Below are 24,342 nucleotides of genomic sequence, written 5' to 3'. Positions count from 1 at the left end.
ATGACCCTCGCAAAGACCCCCCTGCACGCCCTGCACCTCGAACTGGGCGCCAAGATGGTTCCCTTCGCCGGCTACGACATGCCGGTGCAGTACCCGCTGGGCGTGATGAAGGAGCACCTGCACACCCGTGAACAGGCCGGGCTGTTCGACGTGTCCCACATGGGGCAGATCCGCCTGCGTGGCAGCGACGCCGCCAAGGCCCTGGAGAGCCTGGTGCCGGTGGACATCATCGACCTGCCGGTGGGCCTGCAGCGCTACGCCGTGTTCACCGACGCCAACGGCGGCATCCTCGATGACCTGATGGTGGCGCGCCTGGGTGCGGACGAGCTGTTCCTGGTGGTCAACGCCGCCTGCAAGGACCAGGACCTGGCCCACCTGCGCGCGCACATAGGCGAGCGCTGCGAGATCGAGCCACTGTTCGAGGAGCGCGCCCTGCTCGCCCTGCAGGGCCCGGCAGCGGTCACCGTGCTGGCACGCCTGGCGCCCGAGGTGGCGAAGATGACCTTCATGCAGTTCGGCAGCGCCCGCCTGCTGGGCGTCGAGTGCTACGTCAGCCGCTCCGGCTACACCGGTGAGGACGGCTACGAGATCTCCGTGCCTGCCGACAAGGCCGAGGCCCTGGCCCGCGCCCTGCTGGCCGAACCGGAAGTCCAGGCCATCGGCCTCGGTGCCCGCGACTCGCTGCGCCTGGAAGCCGGCCTGTGCCTCTACGGCCACGACATGGACACTGCCACCACCCCCATCGACGCCAGCCTGGCCTGGGCCATCTCCAAGGTGCGCCGCGCCGATGGCGAGCGTGCCGGTGGCTTCCCGGGCGCCGAGCGTATCTTCGCCCAGCAGCGCGAGGGCGTCGCCGCCAAGCGCGTCGGCCTGCTGCCCCAGGAGCGCGTACCGGTGCGTGAAGGCGCCGAGATCGTCGACGCCGACGGCACCGTCATCGGCCGCGTCAGCAGCGGCGGCTTCGGCCCCACCCTGGGCGGCCCGGTGGCCATGGGCTACGTCAATGCCGCCCATGCCGCCCTCGACAGCGAGATCTGGGCCGTGGTGCGCGGCAAGCGCGTGGCGATGAAGGTCGCCAAGACCCCCTTCGTGCCGCAGCGCTACTACCGCGGCTGACCCTTTACCCTCGATGCCCCGCAGGCTCCCCCAGCCGAACGGGCCCTCAAGGCGACGGTGCGAACCGTCGCCTTTTCTTTTTCCGGCACTCCACCCAAGGCAGGGCCTATCCCGGGATGCAGGGTGGAGGTCGGCCTTTACCTCCACCGGCGATGCCCGGTGCCACAACCCAATTCCGAGCCGTGGCACACCGCCGTGGGTTGGCGTCGAGCGCAGCGAAGCCCAACGGGGGTCAATGGGAAGGTGCCAGGGCCGTTCGCGAGCAGAGCTCGCTCCTGCGAGGTGGAATCGGAGGTGGGCTGCGTAGGGCGGGTGAAACCCGCGTGAGGCGTGCCGAAGGAAGATTCATGGCACGAAATCCGCGCCGCCCGGGTGCTTATTCGCGAATGAATTCGCTCCTGCAAAGGCGGGTACGGACGGCGGCCTGCCGATCACTCGAATTCTCACTTTAAAGATTACAAAAAGCACGTAACTCATTGATTTTCATATAAATGAAAAATCTAGAATTTACTTTAACTTTTGCCTGCATACGTTTGAAAGCAGGCGATTCCGGCGCCGAAACCTTGCCGTAATACTTCTGGCATATCACCGTCATCTCGCCGTCACACGACTCGGGCAGATTCGCGTCTCACCAATCCTGGGGAGGACCATGAAATGCCCTACAAGAAAACCCTGATCCAATCGCTGACCCTGGCCGCGCTGGCCATCGCCGTTTCCGCCTGCAGCACCCAGCCGGCCGCCCCGGCCAAGGTCGAGGCGCTGAACAACGAAGACTGGTATCAGATCCGCACCGAGAAGGAGCTGTTCGTCTTCGACGACTACGCCACCTATCGCGGCTTCATGCAGAACGGTACCGCCCCGCTGAAGAAAGCCACCGGCAAGAAAGACGGCTTCGACCGCGACATCACCCTGATCCTCAAGGCCGACGACCAGGGCAAGGAAGCCAAGACCAGCGCCCAGCGCTTCCTGGACGTCAGCCTGCCGCCGGCCCAGCCGTTCTACGGCGAGCTGCGTGACGAAGAAGGCATCATCTATGTGTTCAGCCGCTACGGCGACATGATGGACATGTACAAGATCGGCGAGCCCACCTTCAGCTACGTCGACATCGGCGGCGGCCCCGACGGCCAGCGCGTGGTCTACGTCCTGACCAAGGAAGAGCCCAAGCCGGAAAAGCTGATCGCCCAGTTCCGCCGCAACTACGGCATGTGATCCGCCCACCACGGTCACCCAACGGCAGCGCCCAGGCGCTGCCGTTTTCATTTGTGCGAAAAATGCCGACACCAACCCGCCCGGGAACACCCGTAGGGGCGAGTTCATTGGCTCTGTCTGCGTTAGCTGTTGTGGTTTTGAAGCAAGCCGTCAAGCACGGTGCTTTTCGGGCACCAAGGGTTTGTGCCACTTCCACAGCATGGGTTTCGCTTCGCTCTACACCATCCTACGAAAGCCGCCGCCACGTGCGTACTGGGTCGGTGCGCGCAGAAATGTTGGGATTTGAGCGAAGAAGGCTGGCCCGAAGGGTGAGCGAAGCGAATCAAGGGGTTGAGCGACATGGATGTCGCGAGAGGCGCATCGGGCCAGGGATGGCCCATTGGCGATGGAGCGAGGGAAGTCTGGCTTCAGCCAGACCCGTATGGCGGGGCAGGCCCTTTTGGTTGCTTTTAAGTGGCTCGGCATTCCGACGATTGTCAAAAGGGACTCGCCCGGGTGGGCGAAACCAAAAGCCCCACCAAAACCCTGCAATCAGCTGGGCTCAAGTCCTCTAGCAACGCGCAGCCCAAGTCCACCTAGTGCTGATAACGCTTGCGGTACTCGCCGGGAGAAACGCCGAAGCGCGCCTTGAAGGCGGTGGAGAAATAGCTGGAATCCGAGAACCCCCAGGAATAGCCAAGAGCGGAGAGCTTCTGCTCGGCGCCGCCCAGGCGCAGGGACTCGGCGCAGAAGTCCAGGCGGCGGTTCTTGATGTACTGCGCCACCACCAGCCCCTTGCGCGAGAACATGCGGTACAGGCCACGCACCGAAACCCCCACCTCGCGCGCCAGCAGCTCCGGGCAGAGCTCCTCGGAACGGATGTGCGCATCGATGAAGTCCAGGGTCTTGCGGAAAACCCGCTCGTGCACGTCGCCCTCGGCATCGACGGCGCTGATGGCCGGGCGCAACAGGCTGACCACCGCATCCAGGGTCGCCTCGCTCTCGTGCTGGCTGAGGCACTCGTGCTGGCTGGCCTCCAGCACCAGGCGATGGGTGAGCAGCGCGATGGGCGAGGTGGCGGCGATCTTCTGCGCGCAGCGCACGCTGCCATAGCGCAGGTTCTGTTCCACCAGGTGGCGCGGCAGGATCAGCGACAGCTGCCGGGAATTGGCGCCGTAGGTGAAGTCGCTGGGCAGCGAGGAGTCGATCAGGGTGATGTCGCCGGGCGCCAGGCGCACGCGGTTGCCGCCCTGCTCCATGTTCGCCTCGCCCTGCAGCTGGAAGGCGGCGAAGAAGTGCCGACCGTCGCTCTGCGCCACCTCGTGCTCGGTGCGATAGAGCCGCGCCTGGGCGACATCGACGAAGCTCAGCTTGATGGCGCCGGATTTGTATTCGCGGACCGCGCCGGAGAATTCATCCCCGAGGGTCTTGGCGCAGAAGCGCCCGCATACCTGGTTGATCCGCTGCAACCACTCGTCGAAGCGGTCGGTTCTCAGTGCACGTGCAGTCATGGCCATGGAGCCTCTGGCTAGCTTTCTTATTGTTATTGAAGGCCGCATCGAGGCGACCTTCGTTCATTCTTCCTCCGTGCCATCCCGCGACCTGCGGTGCGGCCCGGCGGATCACGCCAAGCACTTCGCCCTCCTGGGCATTTCGAGACAGGAGCCCTATTTAAGCCCGCCGAATCGCCGATAGAAACTTTCGCCGACATCCGGCAGCGGACCGTCTGCGGTTTCCAGTGCGCCATTGAGCCACTCCTCGGCCTTGGCTTGCACCAGGCGGTAGATATTGCGGCACAGCTGGCGCGCCGCACGCCCCTCCCAGTCGCCCGGCAACAGCTCGTCGGGCAGCTGCGGGTCGCGCAGCAGCAATTTGCGGTACTCGTGTATCAGCAGGGTTCGTGCCAGGAAGCAGTCCTGCGGCTGCAGCGCCTCCTGTTCGCGCAGCGCCTGCCACAACGGGCGGAACAGCTGGATGAATTCGCTGTAGTGCGCCGCCAGCTCGTCGATGTTCCAACTCTCGCGAACCTGCATGCGCAGAGCCCTGGAGGCGAGCACATCCTGGGCGGTGGTCTCGAAGACGATGGTTTCCTCCAGGGCCTCGAGGTCCTGCAGGGTGGCGTTCACATCCATGCGGTCGCAGCGCGGGCAGGCCAGCACGATCGGGGAAATCGCACCAAAACCTTGCCACTCCAGCTCCTCGCGCACCTGTTTGCGCTTCTCCTGGGGCAGCTGCGAGAGCATCACCAGGCACCAGGAACCGTCCCAGGCCGGCAGGCTGGAGCTGTACACGCGCTTGAAGGCCTTTTCGAAACGCCGCCGCCCGGTGCCGGTGAGGCTGTAGTAGCTGCGCCGGCCGACCTTCTCGGCGGTGAGCCAGCCTTCCTTGGTCAGGCGGAAGATCGAGGTACGGATCAGGCGCTCATTCACGCCGATGGGCTCCAGCAGCTGGATCAGGCTGCCCAGCCACACGGTGCCGCCATGGGGTTCGATGGCATCGCCATAGAGGGTGATGATCAGCGAGCTGGCGCGCAGCGGCGTCTGCTCCTGGAAACGGGTGATGAGGTGCTGCAGGGGAGCGAGGGACGTCATGGGCGAACCGGGCGCTGGAAAGTTGCCGAATATACCCGTCGCATCGGCGCGCTGACCACAGTCGCGCTCATGCCGATTCCCCCTTCGGGCGCAGGCCGTCGACGCGGTTGCGCGGGCGATCCGGCTCCACCGCCGACAGCGGCTCGCAGGCCACCATGCTCGCCATGCAGCGCCGCGCCAGCGCCTGGTACTCCCGGGTGCCGCGCTGCTTCCAGGCCACCTCCTCGTCGCCGAGCCGGCGCTTCACCTCGGCCGGCGCACCCATGACCAGGGACTGCTCCGGGCACTCGAAGCGCGCCTTGACGAAGGCCGCGGCGGAGACGAAGGAGCGCGCACCGATATGGGCGCCATCCATCACCACCGCATTCATGCCCACCAGGGCGTCCTCGCCGATGCGACAGCCGTGCAGCACCGCGCCGTGGCCGATGTGGCCGTTGCGCTCCACCACCGTGTCGCTTTCCGGGAAACCATGCATCACGCAGGTGTCCTGGATGTTGGCGCCCTCCTCCAGGACGATCCGCCCGAAGTCGCCGCGCAGGCTGGCCAGCGGGCCCACATAGCAGTTGGGGCCGATGATCACGTCGCCGATCAGCACCGCCGACGGGTGCACGTAGGCGCTCGGGTCCACCACCGGAACCAGCCCGTCGAGGCTGTAGCAGGTCATGGCGCAACACCCCGCGCGATGGGTTGAAGCAGGAAAAGGCGGCTCATGGTCGATCCTCGCAAGCGAATACCGCGACAAAAAAGCGATGCGGCAGGTGACGCAACTTGTATCACATCATTTTTATCGGATAAAGCCAGCAATCGCGTATCGGTTGACACAAATCCACCCTTCACCGCCAGAAGCCCGCACCAATACTGGAACTCGCCGACTCGCATTGGCGAGAAGCCAGCATCGGAACGCCAGGACGCGCAAGGAAACACCTCATTAAAGACACACAAAATCAATTCAATGCTTATTGTTTTGTATCGCTTCACGCGTATACTCCGGAAAAACGCCAGCCCGCCCAGCGGACGAATGCCTGGCAACCCAACAACAAATGCCGGCCCAGATGCCGTGCGTGCGCCGTGAGGGCCCGCTGCATGCCCCAGACTCTCGTCGTCCTGCCACCGGATAGAGGCGTGCGCCTCATCACCCTGCAACGCCCGGAGGCGCTCAACGCCCTGAACACCCAGTTGCTGGGCGAACTGGCACTGGAACTGGACACCGCCGAGCGCGACCCGGAGACCCGCGTGGTGGTGCTCACCGGCAGCCGCAAGGCCTTCGCCGCCGGCGCCGACATCAACGAGATGGCCGAGCGCGACCTGGTGGGCATCCTCGACGACCCGCGCCAGGCCCACTGGCAGCGCATCACCCGCTTCCCCAAGCCCCTGGTCGCCGCGGTCAACGGCTTCGCCCTGGGCGGCGGCTGCGAACTGGCCATGCACGCCGACATCCTCATCGCCGGCGAGGACGCCCGCTTCGGCCAGCCGGAAATCAACCTCGGCATCATGCCCGGCGCCGGCGGTACCCAGCGCCTGCTGCGCGCCGTAGGCAAGTCCCTGGCCATGCAGATGGTGCTCGGCGGCGAGGCCATCGACGCCCGCCACGCCCTGCGCGCCGGCCTGGTCAGCGAAGTGACCCAGCCGGAATTCACCGTCGAGCGCGCCCTGGCCATCGCCCGCGTCATCGCCGGCAAGGCACCTCTCGCCTTGCGACTGGCCAAGGAGGCGTTGCTCAAGGCCGAAGACACCGACCTCGCCAGCGGCCTGCGCTTCGAGCGCCACGCCTTCACCCTGCTGGCCGGCACCCGTGACCGCGAAGAAGGCCTCGCCGCCTTCCGCGAGAAACGCACCCCCGAATTCACCGGCCGCTGACCCGGCCGCCCACCACTCGACTCCATAGAGCGCACGCCATGAATTTCGAGCACATCCTGTTTTCCATCGAGGCCGGGGTCGCCACCCTCAGCCTCAACCGCCCCGAACAGCTCAACAGCTTCAACGCCGCCATGCACGGCGAGGTCCGCGAGGCCCTCAAGCGCGTGCGCCAGGACCCGGAGGTGCGCGTCCTGCTGCTCACCGGCGAGGGCCGCGGCTTCTGCGCCGGGCAGGACCTGGCCGACCGCAACGTCGCGCCGAGCGCCGAGATGCCCGACCTGGGGCTGTCCATCGAGCGCTTCTACAACCCGCTGATCCGCGCCCTGCGCGACCTGCCGCTGCCGGTGATCTGCGCGGTCAACGGCGTGGCCGCCGGTGCCGGCGCCAACATCCCGCTGGCCTGCGACCTGGTGCTGGCGGCGCGTTCGGCCAGTTTCATCCAGGCCTTCTGCAAGATCGGCCTGGTGCCCGACTCCGGCGGCACCTGGAGCCTGCCGCGCCTGGTCGGCCTGGCCCGTGCCAAGGCCCTGGCATTGCTGGGCGAGCGGCTGAGCGCCGAGCAGGCCGAGCAATGGGGGCTGATCCACCGCGTGGTGGATGACGCCGCGCTGCGCGACGAGGCCCTGAAGCTGGCGCGCCACCTGGCCACCCAGCCCACCTACGGCCTGGCCCTGATCAAGCGCGCCCTCAACGCCAGCCTGGACAACGGCTTCGACCAGCAGCTGGAGCTGGAGCGCGACCTGCAGCGCCTGGCCGGCCGCAGCGAGGACTACCGCGAAGGCGTCGGCGCCTTCATGGAGAAACGCACCCCGAGCTTCAAAGGACGCTGAGCCATGCACGCCCTGAACAGAGAAACCCCGGTGGCCGTGATCGGCGCGGGCGCCATGGGCGCCGGCATCGCCCAGGTCGCCGCCCAGGCCGGGCACCCGGTGCGCCTGTACGACACCCGTACCGGCGCCGCCGCCCAGGCCATCGCCGGCATCGACCGGCAGCTCGCCCGCCTGGTGGACAAAGGCAAGCTGGAGGCCGCCGCCCATGTCGCCACCCTCGCCCGCCTGCGCCCGGCCGATGAGCTGGAGGAGCTGGCCGACGCCGGCCTGGTGATCGAGGCGATCGTCGAGAAGCTGGAGATCAAGCGCGAGCTGCTGCAGCGCCTGGAGGCCCTGTGCGCCCCCGACTGCATCCTCGCCAGCAACACCTCGTCGCTGTCCATCACCCGCCTCGCCGCCGGCCTGCGGCACCCGGGCCGCGTGCTCGGCATGCACTTCTTCAACCCGGCACCGCTGATGGCGCTGGTGGAGGTCGTCTGCGGCCTCGACAGCGACCCGCAACTGGCCAGCTGCCTGTTCGAAACCGCCCGCGCCTGGGGCAAGCAGCCGGTGCACGCCCGCTCCACCCCCGGCTTCATCGTCAACCGCGTGGCGCGTCCCTTCTATGCCGAAAGCCTGCGCCTGCTGCAGGAAGGCGCCGCCGATTGCGCCACCCTCGACGCCCTGCTGCGCGAGGCCGGAGGCTTTCGCATGGGCGCCTTCGAACTCACCGACCTGATCGGCCATGACGTCAACTACGCCGTCACCTGCGGGGTGTTCGACGCCTACTACGGCGACGCCCGCTTCCAGCCCTCACTGATCCAGAAGGAGCTGGTGGACGCCGGCCGCCTCGGGCGCAAGAGCGGCCGGGGCTTCTACGACTACGCCGAAGGCGCCGAGCGCCCGCAGGCGGCGACGCTCGCCAGCACCGCCACCGTGGACACCTGCGCCATCGAAGGCGATCTCGGTGTCGCAGCCCCACTGGTGCAGCGCCTGGAAAGCACCGGCGTGCGGGTCACCCGCCGTGACGGTGCCGGGCTGCTGCGGGTCGGCGACGCCACCCTGGCGCTGAGCGACGGCCGCCTGGCCGCCCAGCGCGCCCGCGAGGACGGCCTCGACAACCTGGTGCTGCTGGACCTGGCCCTCGACTACGGCCGCGCCGAACGCCTCGGCATCAGTTGGGCGGCGGGCACCTCCCAGGCCGCCATCGATGCAGCGGTCGCCCTGCTCGCCCGCGCCGGCATCAGTGCCAGCCCGCTGGCCGACGTCCCCGGCCTCGCCGTGCTGCGCACCGTGGCCATGCTCGCCAACGAAGGCGCCGACGCCTTGCTCCACGGGGTCGCCAGCGCCGCCGACATCGACCTGGCCATGTGCGCCGGGGTCAATTACCCGTGCGGCCCGCTGGCCTGGGCCGACGCCATCGGCCCGGCCCAGGTGCTGCGCACCCTGGACAACCTGCAGGCCGCCTATGGCGAGCCGCGCTACCGCCCCTCGCTGGCCCTGCGCCGCCGGGTGGCCGAAGGGAGGACACTGCATGACCAACCGTGAAGCCCTGTCGCTGGCCGAGGCCTGCGCCAGCACCCTGTACGAACGCGACGCCGCCAGCCAGGCGCATGGGCATGCGCCTGCTCTCGGTGGCCCCCGGCGCCGCCCGGGTGGGCATGAGCGTGCGCGCCGACATGCTGCAGGGCGTCGGCACCTGCCATGGCGGGCACCTGTTCGCCCTGGCCGACTCGGCCTTCGCCTTCGCCTGCAACACCTACAACGAAGTCACCGTGGCCATCGGCTGCAGCATCGACTACGTGGCCCCGGCGCACCTGGGCGACACCCTCACCGCCCAGGCCACCGAACAGAGCCGCAGCGGCCGCACCGGCAACTACGACGTGCGCATCGAGAACCAGAACGGGCAACTGATCGCCCTGTTCCACGGCAAGTCCTACAAGGTGCGCGGCACCCTGCTCGACGAGGAATCCCTGCATGAATGACGCCCTGATCATCGACGCCGTGCGCACGCCCATCGGGCGCTACGCCGGCGCCCTGTCCTCCGTTCGCGCCGACGACCTCGGCGCGGTGCCGATCCGCGCCCTGATGCAGCGCCACCCCGAGCTGGACCGGGGCGCCATCGACGACGTGATCTACGGCTGCGCCAACCAGGCCGGCGAGGACAACCGCAACGTCGCGCGCATGGCAGCCCTGCTCGCCGGGCTGCCGGTCACCGTGCCCGGCACCACCCTCAACCGCCTGTGCGGCTCGGGGCTCGACGCCATCGGCAGCGCCGCCCGCGCCCTGCGCTGCGGCGAGGCCGGGCTGATGCTGGCCGGCGGCGTGGAATCCATGTCCCGCGCGCCCTTCGTGATGGGCAAGTCCGAACAGGCCTTCGGCCGCAGCGCGGAGCTATTCGACACCACCATCGGCTGGCGCTTCGTCAACGGCCTGATGAAGCGCCAGTACGGTATCGACTCCATGCCCGAGACGGCGGAGAACGTCGCCGAGCAGTTCGGCATCAGCCGCGCCGACCAGGACGCCTTCGCCCTGCGCAGCCAGCTCAAGGCGGCCGCCGCCCAGGCCAGCGGGCGCCTGGCGAAGGAGATCGTCCCGGTGGAGATTGCCCAGCGCAAGGGCCCGTCGAAATGGGTGGAGCAGGACGAGCACCCGCGCGGCGACACCACCCTGGAGCAGCTGGCGCGCCTCGGCACGCCCTTCCGCGAAGGCGGTAGCGTCACTGCCGGCAACGCCTCCGGGGTCAACGACGGTGCCTGCGCCCTGCTGCTGGCCAGCACCGATGCCGCCCGCCGCTTCGGCCTCAAGCCCCGCGCCCGCGTGGTCGCCATGGCCTGCGCCGGCGTCGAGCCGCGCATCATGGGCATCGGCCCGGTGCCGGCCACGCGCAAGGTGCTGGCGCTCGCCGGCCTGTCGCTCGCCGACATGGACGTGATCGAACTCAACGAAGCCTTCGCCGCCCAGGGCCTGGCCGTGCTCCGCGAACTGGAACTGGCCGACGACGATCCCCGGGTCAACCCCAACGGCGGCGCCATCGCCCTGGGCCACCCGCTGGGCATGAGCGGCGCGCGCCTGGTCACCACCGCGCTGCACGAACTGGAAGCCCGCTCCGGCCGCTACGCCCTCTGCACCATGTGCATCGGCGTCGGCCAGGGCATCGCCCTGATCATCGAAAAACTGTAACCGCCACACCGGGCCGGGAAGGCCGGGAGTATCCTGCCTTCCTGCACTCAGGCGCCCAGCGCCACGCACAAGAACAATACGAGTGATGAAATGAACATGATCGCCAATGCCGCCTTGCTCGACCCGATGGAAACCGCCAGCGTCGACCAGCTCCGCCAGCACCAGCTGGAACGCCTGCGCTGGAGCCTTGACCACGCCTACCGCAACGTCCCGCTGTACCGCCAGCGCTTCGACGAACTGGGCGTGCACCCCGAGGACCTGAAGAGCCACGACGACCTCGCCCGCTTCCCCTTCACCGGCAAGTCCGACCTGCGCGACAACTACCCCTACGGCATGTTCGCCGTGCCCCAGCAAGAGGTGGTGCGCATCCACGCCTCCAGCGGCACCACCGGCAAGCCCACCGTGGTCGGCTACACCCAGAACGACATCGACACCTGGGCCAACGTGGTGGCGCGCTCGATCCGCGCCGCCGGCGGCCGCAAGGGCGACAAGGTGCACGTCTCCTACGGCTACGGCCTGTTCACCGGCGGCCTTGGCGCCCACTACGGCGCCGAGCGCCTGGGCTGCACGGTGATCCCCATGTCCGGCGGCCAGACCGAGAAGCAGGTCCAGCTGATCCGCGACTTCCAGCCGGACATCATCATGGTCACGCCCTCCTACATGCTGAACCTCGCCGACGAGATCGAGCGCCAGGGCCTGGACCCGCACAAGCTGGCCCTGCGCCTGGGCATCTTCGGCGCCGAACCCTGGACCGCCGAACTGCGCCGCGCCATCGAGGAGCGCCTGGGCATCACCGCCCTGGACATCTACGGCCTCTCGGAAATCATGGGCCCGGGCGTGGCCATGGAATGCGCCGAGACCAAGGACGGCCCGACCATCTGGGAAGACCACTTCTACCCCGAGATCATCGACCCGGTGACCGGCCAGGTGCTGCCGGACGGGCAGATGGGCGAGCTGGTGTTCACCTCCCTGTCCAAGGAGGCGCTGCCGATGATCCGCTACCGCACCCGCGACCTCACCCGCCTGCTGCCGGGCACCGCGCGCCCCATGCGGCGCATCGACAAGATCACCGGGCGCAGCGACGACATGCTGATCATCCGGGGCGTCAACGTCTTCCCCACGCAGATCGAGGAGCAGGTGCTCAAGGTCCGCCAGTTGGCCGAGACCTACGAGATCCACCTCTCGCGCACCGGCAACCTCGACAGCATGGAAGTCCACGTCGAACCCCGCCATGGCCTGGAGCCGCTGGACCAGGCGCAGGAACTGGCGCTGTGCACCGAACTGGGCCGCCATATCAAGACCTACATCGGCATCACCTCGCGCATCGTGCTGCGCCCGGCTTACTCGCTGAAGCGCTCCGAAGGCAAGGCCTGCCACGTCTACGACAACCGCGCCAAGGCGTGAGCCGCCCACGCCTTTAGAACGTGGAGGGGCACAGACAGTCCTCGGAGTTTGCGGCCGCCGCTCACTCCGGACGTAGGGTGTGCTGCGCGCACCTGGGCTCGCCGGAAGCACCCTGCGGCGGTGCGCACGGCACACCCTACGGCTCGAGCTCATCCTGTCGTGCCCTCAGTTCGAGTCGTCACAGGCAAAGCCGATGACACATGACCACGGCCTAAGGAGGTGACTGCTCACGTGCAAATGAAAAGCCCCGCCGAAGCGGGGCTTTTTGCCGTGCTGGAACCACTCAGACGGCGGTCGGTGGCTTGATCAGGCTCTCCGCAGGGATGCCGAACATCTCGTGCAGCTTCCAGATCATCGGCAAGGTGAGGGAGCGCTTGCCGTTGAGCACCTCATAGACCCGGTTGGGGCGCCCGATGGCGGGCACCAGGTCGGCCACGGTCAACCCGGACTGCTCCATGCGGAACTTGATGGCCTCCACCGGCCCGGGCAGGTCGACCGGGAAGTGACGCGCCTCGTACGCCTCGATCAAGGTGAGCATCACCTCGAAGAAGTCGCCTTCGGGCGTGTCCGGCTCAGGCTCGTTCTCGAACAGCGGCGCCACCAGCTCGAGCGCCGCGCGGTAGTCATCGTCAGTGCGAATCGGGCGGATGTTCATGATCCCGGGTCCATCTCCACAGTGTTGGCATCGATGGCGTCGTACTCCCTGTGAGTACCGACGAACTTGATATAGAGCGCACCGAAGCGGTAGGCAACCGCCACCACCAGCCGATAGTCATTGCCCTTGATACTGCCTCACAACCTGCAGCCGCCGCGCCGCTCGTCGGAACAGCCCGGGCATTCGCCCAGGAATTGTCTCAATCGCCAATCCTGAATCGACTACCGGATGAGACCGGCACGTGGATCGCCACGCGCCACCGCCCAGGAGATCGCTCATGAGCTACGTAGATGGATTCGTCGTCCCCGTGCCCACCGCCAAGCGCGAGGCCTATATCGCCCTCGCCCGCACCGCCGCCCAGGTGTTCAAGGACCATGGCGCCCTCAGCGTCGTCGAGTGCTGGGGCGATGACGTGCCGGAGGGCAAGGTGACGTCCTTCCCCATGGCGGTGAAACGCAAGGACGACGAGACGGTGGTGTTCTCGTGGATCACCTGGCCGTCCCGCCAGGCCCGCGACGAAGGCATGAAGAAATCCATGGAGGACCCGCGCCTGCATCCCGATCCCGAGAAGATGCCCTTCGACGGGCAGCGCATGATCTATGGCGGCTTCGAGGTGATAGTCGACGCCTGATGGGCACGGGTAGCCCGGACTGTTCAGTGGATCCCCGCGTTCGCGAGGATGACGGTGCTCGCTGCGGTATCCCCGCCACCTCGTCACCCCCGCGAACGCGGGGGCCTACTAAACGTAAAGGCGGGCTGAAACCCACCCTACGCCCGCCCGACACCTCACCCCGATCAGGGCTCCAGCGCCGGGGATTGCAGCGCCACTAGCACGCCGTCAGCCCAGCGCAGGCGCGAGGCAAGACGGCCCGAGTCCTCGCGGGCGGGCGCGGCCAGCTCGGTGGCGCCCTCTGCCAGGGCCTGGGCGTGCAGTTCCGCGACGCGCGGGGTGACCAGCAGCACCTCGATGGCTTCTAGACCCGCGCCCATCAGCCCTTCGCCTTCGTGGTCATTTCGAACATCCCTGAATGATGGGTTCGAGTGGAATGCGAGGCCGCTCAGCCCCGCAGCAGCCCGCGCAGCGAGCGCACCAGCCAGGCGATGGCCATCAGCTCCAGCGCCACCAGCACGCCCACCAGCTCACCGAGCTCGGCCGAGAACAGCGGCAGGCACAGCCCGCCATCGGCACAGGCGAGGAACGGGCGCAGCACCGCGACCAGCACCACCACCCCCAACCCAGAGGCCAGCAGCGCCAGTGCCAGGCGCCCGAGCGCCACCGACGAAGGCGCCGCAAACGACCACGGCCCCATGTCCCGCCAGGCCACCAACACCGTGCCGGAACCCGGATGGAAACAGAAGGATGAACACCCGCGCCTGAACATGAAGGCCTCCAATGCCAATGGCAGGCCGGCAGTATGCAAAGGCGCGCAGCGCCGGTCTTTTAAGCTTTGGGGGGCAATTGTTAAAAAGAGTAAAGGGAACGGAACAATGTAGTCATTTCTGAAATTTTGAATCTCTTTCCCCTTAGCTGGAAGCTTGAAGCCTGAAGCTGGAAGAAAAAGCCAAAAGCGCCCCAGCCCACGACTCTGGCTCTGGCTCTGGCTCTGGCTCTGGCTCTGGCTCTCAGCTTCCAGCTTCCAGCTTCCAGCTCCTAGCTCCTAGCTTGCCACTTGAAGCTTGCCACTTGCCGCTTTTCCAATCCGACACCTATTTTTTAATTTGATATTTGTTTTTGTATCATTTAAAACTAGCGCCATGGCCAAGCCACCCCACGAACCCGCATGGCTGGAGAACGGCATGTACGCACAATTGGTTGAGACCGGCGTGAAGCGCGTGAAGGCGCTGGAGGAGATGTCCCCGGAAGAGCGCGCCTTCCAGGAAAGGATCGATGCGGAAATCAAGATCGAGCCGAAGAACTGGATGCCGGACGCCTACCGGCAGACGCTGATCCGGCAGATTTCCCAGCATGCGCATTCCGAGATCGTCGGCATGCTGCCGGAGGGCAACTGGGTGACCCGCGCGCCCACCCTCAAGCGCAAGCTGCAGCTGATGGCGAAGATCCAGGACGAGGCCGGCCACGGCCTGTACCTCTACAGCGCCATGGAAACCCTCGGCGCCTGCCGCGACGAGGAGATCGCCAAGCTGCACAGCGGTCGCGCCAAGTATTCGAGCATCTTCAACTACCCGACCCTGAGCTGGGCCGACATGGGCGCGGTGGGCTGGCTGGTGGATGGCGCCGCCATCGTCAACCAGGTGGTGCTGCAGCGCACCTCCTACGGGCCCTACTCCCGCGCCATGGTCCGCATCTGCAAGGAAGAGTCCTTCCACCAGCGCCAGGGCTACGAAATCCTCCTGCACATGATGCGCAACGGCACCCAGGCGCAGAAGGACATGGTCCAGGACGCCATCAACCGCCTCTGGTGGCCCTCGCTGATGATGTTCGGCCCCAGCGACGAACACTCCCCCAACAGTGCCCAGTCCATGGCCTGGAAGATCAAGCGCCAGGGCAACGACGAGCTGCGCCAGCGCTTCATCGACCAGACCGTGCCGCAACTGGAGCTGCTCGGCTGCACCGCGCCGGACCCGCACCTGAAGTGGAACGAGGCGCGCGGCCACTACGACTTCGGCGAAATCGACTGGAGCGAGTTCTACGAAGTGCTCAAGGGCAACGGCCCCTGCAACCACGAGCGCATCGCCACCCGCCGCAAGGCCATCGAAGACGGCGCCTGGGTCCGCGAAGCCGCGGTGGCCCATGCCCGCAAGAATCAGAAGAAAGACGCCGCCTAACCCACCGCCACCTGTGAGCTTGCGAGCTAGAGCAGAACGAGGTGGAAACAGGCGCGGGCGCGGAGTTTACGACTGTAGATGAGCAAGCCCGGGGCTGTTTCCAGCGACGTTATGCCGACGCGCAGCAGCTCACACCTGATGAGCAGGAGAACACAATGAGTGAATGGACCCTTTTCGAGGTCTTCGTGCGCAGCAAGCACGGCCTCAACCACAAGCATGTCGGCAGCGTGCACGCCGCCGATGCCGCCATGGCCATCGAGAACGCCCGCGAGCTGTACACCCGCCGCAACGAGGGCGTGAGCCTCTGGGTGGTGCCCTCGGCGCTGATCACCGCCTCCTCCCCCGATGAGAAGGAACCGCTGTTCGACCCGGCCGAAGACAAGGTCTACCGCCACGCCAGCTTCTACGAGCTGCCGGCCGAAGTCGGCCACATGTGAGGCGCACGCCATGACTGCCAAGCACGACCTGATCGAATACCTGCTGCGCCTCGGCGACAGCGCCCTGGTGCAGGGCCAGCGCCTTTGCGAGTGGTGCGGCAAGGCCCCGGCCCTGGAAGAGGAGCTGGCGTTGATGAACGTCGGCCTCGACCTGGTGGGCCAGGCCCGCAACTGGCTGGAATACGCCGCCGAGCTGCTGGACGACGGCCGCGACGCCGACCACCTGGCCTACCGCCGCGACGAGCGCGCCTACCGCAACCTGCTGCTGGTGGAGCAACCCAACGGCGACTACGCGGTGACCCTCACCAAGCAGTTCCTCTTTGATGCCTGGCATTTCCAGGTGCTCCACGGCCTCAGCAGCTCCCGTGACGAACGCATCGCCGGCATCGCCGCCAAGGCGCTGAAGGAAGTCACCTACCACCTGCGCCGCTCCAGCGAATGGGTACAGCGCCTGGGCGACGGCACCGAGGAAAGCCACCGGCGCATGCTGGCGGCTATCGGTGAACTCTGGCGCTTCACCGTCGAGCTGGTGAACGGCGACGAGGTGGAACAACGCCTGGCCGCCGCCGGCAGCGCACCGGAGCCTGCGGACATCGCCTCCGCCTGGAAGGCCAGGGTCGCCGACACCTTCGCCAGCGCCACCCTGCCGCTGCCGGAGCCGGCCAGCCACTTCTACCTTTCCGGCCGCCGTGGCCTGCACACCGAGCACCTGGGCCTGCTGCTGGCCGAGATGCAGTTCCTGCAAAGGGCCCATCCCGATGCGTCCTGGTGAGCTGATCGCCAGCGACCGTGGCGCCCGCCCCGGCGTACCCGTCGACCTGGCCCGCGCCTGGTCGGTGCTCGGCGAGGTGATGGACCCGGAAGTGCCGGTGGTCAGCGTGGTCGACCTCGGCATCGTCCGCGCCCTCGACTGGCGAGGCGGCCACCTGCACGTGGTGGTCACCCCCACCTATTCGGGCTGCCCGGCCACCGAGGTGATCGAACGCGACATCGAACAGGCGCTGGAAGGCGCCGGTTTCGCCGCGCCGAACCTGGAACGCCGCCTGGCGCCGGCCTGGACCACCGACTGGATCAGTGACGACGGCCGCGAACGCCTGCGCGCCTACGGCATCGCCCCGCCCAGCGGCAGCACCAGCAAGCGCGCCCTGCTGGGGGACGCCCCGGATATCCGCTGCCCGCAATGCGGCAGCGTGCATACCGAACAGTTGAGCGAATTCGGCTCCACGGCCTGCAAGGCCTTGCACCGTTGCAAGGAGTGCCTGGAGCCGTTCGATTACTTCAAGTGCATCTAGGAGAGCGAACACAGGCCGTTGCCACTGGCACCGCTTGTATTCGTCCTCCGCGCGGTAAAGTCGCAGGAGAACAACAATGAGCAGGTTCCACAGCCTGACCATCAAGGACGTGCGCCCGGAAACCCGCGACGCGGTGTCCATCGCCTTCGACATTCCCGCCGCGCTGCGCGACAGCTTCCGCTTCACCCAGGGCCAGCACCTGGTGGTGCGCACCCAGCTGGATGGCGAGGAAGTGCGCCGCTCCTACTCCATCTGCACCGGCGTCAACGACGGCGAGCTGCGCGTCGCGGTCAAGCGCGTGGCGGGCGGGCGCTTCTCCAGCTGGGCCAACGAGCAGCTCAAGGCCGGCCACAGCCTGGAGGTGATGCCGCCCTCCGGCCACTTCAACGTGCCGCTGGACCCGGCGCGCCACGGCCACTACCTGGCGGTGGCCGCCGGCAGCGGCATCACGCCGATCCTCTCCATCGTCAAGACCACCCTTCAGACCGAGCCCCACAGCCGCGTCACCCTGCTCTACGGCAATCGTTCCAGCGCCTCGGCACTGTTCCGCGAACAGCTGGAGGACCTGAAGAACCGCTACCTGCAGCGCCTCAACCTGATCTTCCTGTTCAGCCGCGAGCAGCAGGACGTGGACCTCTACAACGGCCGCATCGACGCCGACAAATGCGGCCAGCTGTTCCAGCGCTGGATCGACGTGCGCGCCCTGGACGCCGCCTTCATCTGCGGCCCGCAGGCGATGACCGAGACCGTGCGCGACCAGCTGCGCGCCAACGGCATGCCGGCCGAGCGCATCCACTTCGAGCTGTTCGCCGCCGCCGGCAGCGAGCACCGGCGCGAAGCCCGCGAGGCTGCCCAGCAAGCAGGCAGCGCGCAAAGCCGGGTGACGGTGATCAGCGACGGCCGCGAAGTGAGCTTCGAGCTGGCCCGCAACAGCCAGAGCCTGCTCGACGCCGGCAACGCCCAGGGCCTGGAACTCCCCTATTCCTGCAAGGCCGGCGTCTGCTCCACCTGCAAGTGCCGGGTGGTCGAGGGCGAGGTGGAGATGGACAGCAACTTCGCCCTGGAGGACTACGAGGTGGCCGCCGGCTACGTGCTCTCGTGTCAGTCCTATCCGCTGACAGACAAGGTGGTCCTCGACTTCGACCAGCTCTGATCCCGAACCGTAGGGTGGGCCGGGCGGCGCTCCGTTTCAGCCCACCAGCACGCTACGCCCCCCCATCGGTGGGCTGAAGCCCACCCTACGAGAGCAGATCCACCCGCTTCACCTGCGTGCCGCACCGTCTCGACAACCACAACAAGAGAGAGCAGCCATGACCCCGCAAGACCTCGACCGCATCCGGCAGCACCCGGATTTCATCCAGCTGGTCAAGCGCAAGCAGCGCCTGACCTGGTCCCTCACCGCCGCCATGCTGGCGATCTACTACGGCTTCGTGCTGCTGGTGGCCTTCGCCCCGGAGCTGCTCGGTCGTTCCCTCAGTGGCGGGGTCACCAGCGTCGGCATGCTGGTGGGCGTGGTCATCATCCTCCTGGCCTTCGGGCTCACCGGCATCTACGTGGTGCGCACCAACCACGTGCTCGACCCGCTGAACGACAAGCTCAAGCAGGAGTGCGCGCCATGAAGGCCCTCCTCGCCCTCACCGCCCTGCTGGCCTCCGGCAGCGCCCTGGCTGCCGATGCCGGCGCGCGGCCGCTGAACTGGCCCGCCATCTATATGTTCCTGGCGTTCGTCGTGTTCACCCTCGGCATCACCCGCTGGGCCGCCCTGCGCACCCGCTCCACCGCCGACTTCTATACCGCCGGTGGCGGCCTCACCGGCTTCCAGAACGGCCTGGCAATAGCCGGCGACATGATCAGCGCGGCGTCCTTCCTCGGCATCTCCGCGATGATGTTCATGAACGGCTACGACGGCCTGCTCTACGCCCTGGGCGTGCTCGCCGGCTGGCCGATCATCCTCTTCCTGATCGCCGAGCGCCTGCGCAACCTGGGCCGCTTCACCTTCGCCGACGTGGTCTCCTACCGCCTCGACCAGAGCCCGATCCGCATCACCGCCGCCTTCGGCACCCTCACCGTGGCCCTGCTCTACCTGGTGGCGCAGATGGTCGGCGCCGGCAAGCTGATCGAGCTGCTGTTCGGCCTCAGCTACCTGCAGGCCGTGCTGCTGGTGGGCGTGCTGATGGTCTGCTACGTCACCTTCGGCGGCATGCTCGCCACCACCTGGGTGCAGATCATCAAGGCGGTGCTGCTGCTCTCGGGCACCAGCTTCATGGCCTTCATGGTGCTCCGGCACTTCGGCTTCAGCACCGAGGCGATGTTCGCCGCCGCCACCGAGGTACACGCCAAGGGCACCGCGATCATGGCCCCGGGCGGGTTGCTGTCGAACCCCGTCGACGCCATCTCCCTCGGGCTCGGCATGATGTTCGGCACCGCCGGCCTGCCGCACATCCTCATGCGCTTCTTCACCGTCAGCGACGCCCGTGAAGCGCGCAAGAGCGTGTTCTATGCCACCGGCTTCATCGGCTATTTCTACCTGCTGCTGATAGTGGTGGGCTTCGGCTCCATCGTCATGGTCGGCACCAACCCGGAGTTCCGCGACGCCGCCGGCGCCATCATCGGCGGCGGCAACATGGTCGCCGTGCACCTGTCCCACGCAGTGGGCGGCAGCCTGTTCCTCGGCTTCATCTCGGCCGTGGCCTTCGCCACCATCCTCGCGGTGGTCGCCGGCCTGGCGCTGTCCGGTGCCTCGGCGGTGTCCCACGACCTGTACGCCTGCGTGCTCCGCAAGGGCCAGGCCAGCGAACGGGAGGAAATGCGCGTCTCGCGCATCGCCACCCTCGGCATCGGCGTGCTGGCGGTGATCCTCGGGCTGCTCTTCGAGTCGCAGAACATCGCCTTCCTTTCCGGCCTGGTGCTGGCCATCGCCGCCTCGGTCAACTTCCCGGTGCTGTTCCTCTCCATGTTCTGGAAGGGCCTGACCACCCGGGGCGCCGTGGCCGGCAGCCTGGCCGGCCTGGCGTCGGCCATCGCCCTGCTGGTGGCGAGCCCGGCGGTGTGGGTCAACGTGCTGCACCACGAGCAGGCGCTGTTCCCCTACGCCAACCCGGCGCTGTTCTCCATGACCCTGGCCTTCTCCAGCGCCTGGCTGTTCTCGGTCACCGACCGTTCCGAACGCGCCACCCGCGAACGCGGGCGCTACCTGGCCCAGTTCATCCGCTCCATGACCGGCATCGGCGCAGCCGCCGCCAGCCGCCACTGACTCCTCGGCCGCCCCCAGCTCCCGAGCGGGGGCGGCCCCACCCCCTCGAACACCGCCTCAAGGAGAGCCACCATGAGCAACGTCACCACCCTGCAGAGCCTTATCGCCGGCCGCTGGATCGGCCAGCACGGCGCCCAGACCCTGCGCAGCGCCATCGACGGCAGCGCGCTGTTCCGCACCCATGAAGAGCACCTGGATTTCGCCGAAGCCGTCGAGTTCGGCCGCCGCCGCGGCATCCCCGCACTGATGGCATTGGACTTCCAGCAACGCGCCGCGCGGCTCAAGGCCCTGGGCCTCTACCTCAACGAGCGCAAGGAGCAGCTCTACGCCCTGTCGCGCCACAGCGGCGCCACCCGCGCCGACAGCTGGATCGACATCGAGGGCGGCAGCGGCACCCTGTTCGCCTATGCCGGCGTCGGCGCCCGTGAACTGCCCTCCGGCAACGTCGTACATGAAGGCCCGGCCATGCAGTTGGGCAAGCAGGGCCTGTTCGCCGGCAGCCACATCCTGGTGCCGCGCGGCGGCGTCGCCGTGCACATCAACGCCTTCAACTTCCCCATCTGGGGGATGCTGGAGAAGTTCGCGCCGAGCTTCCTCGCCGGCATGCCCTGCATCGTCAAGCCGGCCACCGCCACCAGCTACCTCACCGAAGCCGCCGTGCGCCTGATGCACGAGTCCGGCTTGCTCCCAGAGGGCAGCCTGCAGCTGGTGATCGGCGGCACGGGCGACCTGCTCGACCGCCTCCAGGGCCAGGACGTGGTGACCTTCACCGGCTCCGCCGACACCGCCGCCAAACTGCGGGTGAACGCCAACCTGGTGCGCAATTCCATTCCCTTCAACGCCGAGGCGGATTCGCTGAACTGCGCCATCCTCGCCCCGGAAATCACCCCGGACGACCCGGAGTTCGACCTCTTCGTCAAGGAAGTGGCCCGGGAGATGACGGTGAAGGCCGGGCAGAAGTGCACCGCCATCCGCCGCGCCATCGTGCCGGCGAAACACATCGACGCCGTGGCCGAGCGCCTGCGCGAGCGCCTGGCCAAGGTGGTGATCGGCGACCCGGCCGTGGACGGCGTGAAGATGGGTGCCCTGGCCTCCCATGCCCAGCAGGCCGACGTCGCCGCGCGGGTGGAAACCCTGCTGGCCGGCAGCGAGCTGCTGTTCGGTGCCCGCGACGGCTTCGCCCCGCAAGGTGAAGGCGTGGCCGAAGGGGCCTTCTTCGCCCCCACCCTGCTGCGCGCCCGCGACCCGCATGCCGAAGGCGGCGCCCACGATATCGAGGCCTTCGGCCCGGTGAGCACGCTGATGGCCTATGACGACATCGACGAAGCCATCGCCCTCGCCGCCCGTGGCAAGGGCAGCCTGGTGGCCAGCCTGGTGACCCGCGACCCCGCCGTCGCCGCTTACGTGGTGCCGCGCGCCGCCGCCCTGCACGGCCGCCTGCACATCCTCGACCGCGAGTCCGCCGCCGAATCCACCGGCCACGGCTCGCCGCTGCCGGTGCTCAAGCACGGCGGCCCCGGCCGCGCCGGCGGTGGCGAGGAGCTGGGCGGCCTGCGCGCCGTGAAGCACTACCTGCAACGCGCCGCCGTGCAGGGCTCGCCCACCATGCTCGCCGCCGTCACCGGCGAATACGTGCGCGGCGCCAAGCTGATCGAGACCGAGGTGCACCCGTTCCGCCGCTACTTCGACGAGCTGCAGGTCGGCGAATCCCTGCTCACCCACCGCCGCACCGTCACCGAGGCCGATATCGTCAACTTCGGCTGCCTCTCGGGCGACCACTTCTACATGCACTTCGACGAGTTGGCGGCCAAGGAATCCCAGTTCGGCAAGCGCATCGCCCACGGCTACTTCGTGCTCTCCGCCGCTGCCGGCCTGTTCGTCTCCCCGGCCCCCGGCCCGGTGCTGGCCAACTACGGCCTCGACACCCTGCGCTTCGTCAACCCGGTGGGCATCGGCGACACCATTCAGGCGCGCCTGACCTGCAAGCGCAAGATCGACCAGGGCAAGAAGAGCGCCAAGGGCGAGCCCCAGGGCGTGGTGGCCTGGGACGTGGAAGTCACCAACCAGGACGGCGAGCTGGTGGCCAGCTACGACATCCTCACCCTGGTGCTCAAGCGTCCTGCCTGACACCTGATCCGGGCGTTGCACGGCACAGCATGGGTTTCGCTTCGCTCTACCCATCCTACGGAGACTCAATCGCAGGATGGGTCGGGCGACGTTCCGCGAGGTACGAAACCCATCATCTCTTCTCCTCTCCCCACCGCGATACCCGAACGATTCCCACGCAATCTGGCATGCACAGCCAAACGGTTGGCAAGCAGGCACAAGGCTGGCGCGAGGGCGATACGTACCATCGCCCCATGGGCCGATCCGCGTAGAGCCCCCACGCCAACACCAACAACAACGGGAATCCCACGCATGCAAAGACTCACCCGCGTCACGCCGCTGTTCCGCCTTTCGACCCTGGCCCTGCTGGTGGCCTGCGCCACCCAGGCCGGGGCCTACGAGCTCTACGCCGACGAGGACACCCACCTCAATGCCGACCTGGAAGCGGTGTTCGGCGTCTTCCACAGCCAGGAGAACTACGCCACCACCGGCACCCAGTCGAAAGGCTCCTCCAGCTGGCGCGAGGGCTACATCAAGTACGGCATCAGCGGCGACCAGGGCCTGGGCGGCGCCGGTACCGGCTACGGCGCATTCAACCTGCTCAGCTCCGCCACCTGGGGAGATGGCGACGCGGCGGGCTTCACCGACGGTGACGAACGCACCACCAAGATCGAGGACGCCTACCTGGGCTGGCGCTCCGGCACCCTGTTCGAGGCCCTGGGCGAGGACGGCATCGACTTCTCCTTCGGCCGCCAGAACATCTCGGTGGGCGACGGCTTCCTGATCAACGGCGACGCCCTGAACCTGGGCAACGGCCTGGCCGACGGCGAGTTCGACCGGGGCGGCGCCTACTGGCTGGCGGCGCGCAAGGCCTTCGACCAGACCGCCGTGCTGCGCATCGGCGGCAAGGACGGCTGGCGCGGCGACCTGATGTGGCTGAAGTCCGACAACCGTTCCCAGGCCAAGCCCGAGCTGTTCGTCGGCACCCTGGAACACGTGGCCGAGCAAGGCACCGTCGGCCTGACCTGGATCGACATCCGCGACGTCGACGAGGAATACGCCTCGCCCATCCAGCTCGACCGCGACGGCATGAAGACCTACAGCCTGCGCGCCCAGGGCAATGCCGGCGTGGAGAACCTGTTCCTCTCCGGCGAATACGCCTGGCAGGACAAGAAGACCGCCGACAACGAGGACGCCTGGTACCTGGAAGCCGGCTGGACCTTCGCCGATGCGCCCTGGAGTCCCAGCGTCAGCTACCGCTACAGCCGCTTCTCCGAAGCCTTCGACCCGCTGTTCTTCGGCTTCAACCGCGGCTACGGCACCTGGTTCCAGGGCGAGGTGGCGGCCAACTACGCCGGCCCCTTCAACAGCAACACCCGCGTGCACCACGTGGCGCTCAAGGCCACTCCGCTGGAGAACCTGAGCATCGGCGCGCTGTACTTCGACTTCGACACCCTCGACCGCGACCTGGGCAACTTCGACGGCCGCGAGCTGGACCTCTACGCCGAGTGGGCGGTCAACGACAACCTGGTGATCATGCCGGTGGTGGGTGTGTACGAGCCCAGCCGCAGCGCCGACAACGGCGGCACCCAGCTCGGCAGCAACGACCGCAACCTCTACACCCAGCTGGTCTTCGCCAGCCACTTCTGAGCCCCTGGCGGCGG

Annotated in this window: 24 protein-coding genes and 2 pseudogenes; 18 read left to right on the top strand and 8 right to left on the bottom strand. The window is 67.5% G+C overall.

All coding sequences use genetic code 11. The annotated features are described in order from the left end of the window. Both gcvT and ACYJSS_RS02670 read left to right on the top strand, forming a co-directional pair. Positions 1-1,116 (top strand): glycine cleavage system aminomethyltransferase GcvT, encoded by a 1,116-nt coding sequence (gene gcvT / locus ACYJSS_RS02675; RefSeq protein ID WP_111262646.1) that lies wholly within the window; start codon positions 1-3, stop codon positions 1,114-1,116. A gap of 654 nt (positions 1,117-1,770) precedes the next feature. Beyond that, the gene (locus tag ACYJSS_RS02670; protein ID WP_111262645.1) at positions 1,771-2,325 is read left to right on the top strand and encodes a hypothetical protein; all 555 of its coding nucleotides are present in this window, start codon (positions 1,771-1,773) and stop codon (positions 2,323-2,325) included. 575 nt (positions 2,326-2,900) lie between these two features. On the opposite strand, the gene feaR is transcribed toward ACYJSS_RS02670, so the two are convergent. The 4 genes from feaR to ACYJSS_RS02650 form a co-directional block, all read right to left on the bottom strand. Further along, entirely contained in the window at positions 2,901-3,815 is a 915-nt protein-coding gene (feaR, locus tag ACYJSS_RS02665; RefSeq protein ID WP_111262666.1) for a transcriptional regulator FeaR, read from the bottom strand. A gap of 156 nt (positions 3,816-3,971) precedes the next feature. Continuing rightward, the gene (gene paaX / locus ACYJSS_RS02660) at positions 3,972-4,895 is read right to left on the bottom strand and encodes a phenylacetic acid degradation operon negative regulatory protein PaaX (RefSeq protein WP_111262644.1); all 924 of its coding nucleotides are present in this window, start codon (positions 4,893-4,895) and stop codon (positions 3,972-3,974) included. Between the two features lie 67 nt (positions 4,896-4,962). After that, a complete protein-coding gene (paaY, locus tag ACYJSS_RS02655; RefSeq protein WP_111262643.1) occupies positions 4,963-5,559 on the bottom strand; it encodes a phenylacetic acid degradation protein PaaY in 597 nt (198 codons plus the stop codon). Then, complete coding sequence (locus tag ACYJSS_RS02650; protein WP_146603036.1) at positions 5,556-5,873, bottom strand: hypothetical protein; 318 nt, start codon at positions 5,871-5,873, stop codon at positions 5,556-5,558. Before ACYJSS_RS02650 ends, paaY begins: the two co-directional genes overlap by 4 nt. A 105-nt stretch (positions 5,874-5,978) precedes the next feature. Here ACYJSS_RS02650 and paaF point away from each other — a divergent pair, with 105 nt between their 5' ends. The 6 genes and pseudogenes from paaF (at position 5,979) to paaK (ending at position 12,148) form a co-directional block, all read left to right on the top strand. Then, complete coding sequence (paaF, locus tag ACYJSS_RS02645) at positions 5,979-6,752, top strand: 2,3-dehydroadipyl-CoA hydratase PaaF (RefSeq protein WP_111262642.1); 774 nt, start codon at positions 5,979-5,981, stop codon at positions 6,750-6,752. A gap of 38 nt (positions 6,753-6,790) precedes the next feature. After that, positions 6,791-7,582, top strand: coding sequence for a 2-(1,2-epoxy-1,2-dihydrophenyl)acetyl-CoA isomerase PaaG (gene paaG / locus ACYJSS_RS02640; RefSeq protein ID WP_111262641.1), 792 nt, complete (start codon positions 6,791-6,793; stop codon positions 7,580-7,582). A gap of 3 nt (positions 7,583-7,585) precedes the next feature. Then, on the top strand, positions 7,586-9,109 hold the full coding sequence (gene paaH, locus ACYJSS_RS02635) for a 3-hydroxyacyl-CoA dehydrogenase PaaH (RefSeq protein ID WP_111262640.1): 1,524 nt from the start codon (positions 7,586-7,588) through the stop codon (positions 9,107-9,109). Further along, a pseudogene (paaI, locus tag ACYJSS_RS02630) lies at positions 9,096-9,546 on the top strand (hydroxyphenylacetyl-CoA thioesterase PaaI). The gene paaH and the pseudogene paaI overlap by 14 nt, the downstream one beginning before the upstream one ends. Beyond that, positions 9,539-10,744 carry a 3-oxoadipyl-CoA thiolase gene (gene pcaF / locus ACYJSS_RS02625; protein ID WP_111262639.1) on the top strand — a complete coding sequence of 402 codons (1,206 nt, stop codon included), beginning with the start codon at positions 9,539-9,541 and terminating at the stop codon, positions 10,742-10,744. The pseudogene paaI and the gene pcaF overlap by 8 nt, the downstream one beginning before the upstream one ends. Positions 10,745-10,834: 90 nt before the next feature. Further along, positions 10,835-12,148 (top strand): phenylacetate--CoA ligase PaaK, encoded by a 1,314-nt coding sequence (paaK, locus tag ACYJSS_RS02620; RefSeq protein ID WP_111262638.1) that lies wholly within the window; start codon positions 10,835-10,837, stop codon positions 12,146-12,148. A gap of 283 nt (positions 12,149-12,431) precedes the next feature. On the opposite strand, the gene ACYJSS_RS02615 is transcribed toward paaK, so the two are convergent. Both ACYJSS_RS02615 and ACYJSS_RS02610 read right to left on the bottom strand, forming a co-directional pair. Next, entirely contained in the window at positions 12,432-12,803 is a 372-nt protein-coding gene (locus tag ACYJSS_RS02615; RefSeq protein ID WP_111262637.1) for a helix-turn-helix domain-containing protein, read from the bottom strand. Then, positions 12,800-12,937: pseudogene (locus tag ACYJSS_RS02610) on the bottom strand (type II toxin-antitoxin system HigB family toxin); the annotation flags it as partial. The pseudogene ACYJSS_RS02610 and the gene ACYJSS_RS02615, both read right to left, overlap by 4 nt. Before the next feature lie 143 nt (positions 12,938-13,080). On the opposite strand from ACYJSS_RS02610, the gene ACYJSS_RS02605 reads away from it, so the two are divergent. Further along, the gene (locus tag ACYJSS_RS02605) at positions 13,081-13,434 is read left to right on the top strand and encodes a DUF1428 domain-containing protein (RefSeq protein ID WP_111262636.1); all 354 of its coding nucleotides are present in this window, start codon (positions 13,081-13,083) and stop codon (positions 13,432-13,434) included. A gap of 164 nt (positions 13,435-13,598) precedes the next feature. Here ACYJSS_RS02605 and ACYJSS_RS02600 read toward each other — a convergent pair whose 3' ends face one another. Further along, a complete protein-coding gene (locus tag ACYJSS_RS02600) occupies positions 13,599-13,793 on the bottom strand; it encodes a hypothetical protein (RefSeq protein WP_111262635.1) in 195 nt (64 codons plus the stop codon). A gap of 68 nt (positions 13,794-13,861) precedes the next feature. Continuing rightward, positions 13,862-14,080, bottom strand: coding sequence for a hypothetical protein (locus ACYJSS_RS02595; protein ID WP_236206653.1), 219 nt, complete (start codon positions 14,078-14,080; stop codon positions 13,862-13,864). A 520-nt stretch (positions 14,081-14,600) separates the two neighbouring features. On the opposite strand from ACYJSS_RS02595, the gene paaA reads away from it, so the two are divergent. The 9 genes from paaA (at position 14,601) to ACYJSS_RS02550 (ending at position 24,328) form a co-directional block, all read left to right on the top strand. Beyond that, entirely contained in the window at positions 14,601-15,590 is a 990-nt protein-coding gene (gene paaA, locus ACYJSS_RS02590; protein WP_111262633.1) for a 1,2-phenylacetyl-CoA epoxidase subunit PaaA, read from the top strand. A 155-nt stretch (positions 15,591-15,745) separates the two neighbouring features. Then, complete coding sequence (gene paaB, locus ACYJSS_RS02585; protein WP_111262632.1) at positions 15,746-16,027, top strand: 1,2-phenylacetyl-CoA epoxidase subunit PaaB; 282 nt, start codon at positions 15,746-15,748, stop codon at positions 16,025-16,027. A 10-nt stretch (positions 16,028-16,037) separates the two neighbouring features. After that, positions 16,038-16,799, top strand: a complete 762-nt coding sequence (gene paaC / locus ACYJSS_RS02580) for a 1,2-phenylacetyl-CoA epoxidase subunit PaaC (protein ID WP_236206652.1) — start codon at positions 16,038-16,040, stop codon at positions 16,797-16,799. Then, positions 16,786-17,319 (top strand): 1,2-phenylacetyl-CoA epoxidase subunit PaaD, encoded by a 534-nt coding sequence (paaD, locus tag ACYJSS_RS02575; protein WP_236206651.1) that lies wholly within the window; start codon positions 16,786-16,788, stop codon positions 17,317-17,319. Before paaC ends, paaD begins: the two co-directional genes overlap by 14 nt. 76 nt (positions 17,320-17,395) lie before the next feature. Continuing rightward, entirely contained in the window at positions 17,396-18,472 is a 1,077-nt protein-coding gene (gene paaE, locus ACYJSS_RS02570; RefSeq protein WP_459479225.1) for a 1,2-phenylacetyl-CoA epoxidase subunit PaaE, read from the top strand. A gap of 157 nt (positions 18,473-18,629) precedes the next feature. After that, entirely contained in the window at positions 18,630-18,938 is a 309-nt protein-coding gene (locus ACYJSS_RS02565; RefSeq protein ID WP_236206649.1) for a DUF485 domain-containing protein, read from the top strand. Continuing rightward, positions 18,935-20,572, top strand: coding sequence for a cation acetate symporter (locus ACYJSS_RS02560; protein WP_236206648.1), 1,638 nt, complete (start codon positions 18,935-18,937; stop codon positions 20,570-20,572). The genes ACYJSS_RS02565 and ACYJSS_RS02560 overlap by 4 nt, the downstream gene beginning before the upstream one ends. 72 nt (positions 20,573-20,644) lie before the next feature. After that, the gene (gene paaZ / locus ACYJSS_RS02555) at positions 20,645-22,699 is read left to right on the top strand and encodes a phenylacetic acid degradation bifunctional protein PaaZ (protein WP_236206647.1); all 2,055 of its coding nucleotides are present in this window, start codon (positions 20,645-20,647) and stop codon (positions 22,697-22,699) included. A gap of 291 nt (positions 22,700-22,990) precedes the next feature. After that, positions 22,991-24,328, top strand: a complete 1,338-nt coding sequence (locus ACYJSS_RS02550) for an alginate export family protein (RefSeq protein WP_236206646.1) — start codon at positions 22,991-22,993, stop codon at positions 24,326-24,328. The last annotated feature ends 14 nt before the right edge of the window (positions 24,329-24,342 follow it).

The organism is Pseudomonas sp. No.21, from assembly GCF_054558415.1.
The sequence above is the reverse complement of the archived record's forward strand: the minus strand, read 5'-3'. Positions and strand labels throughout refer to the sequence as shown.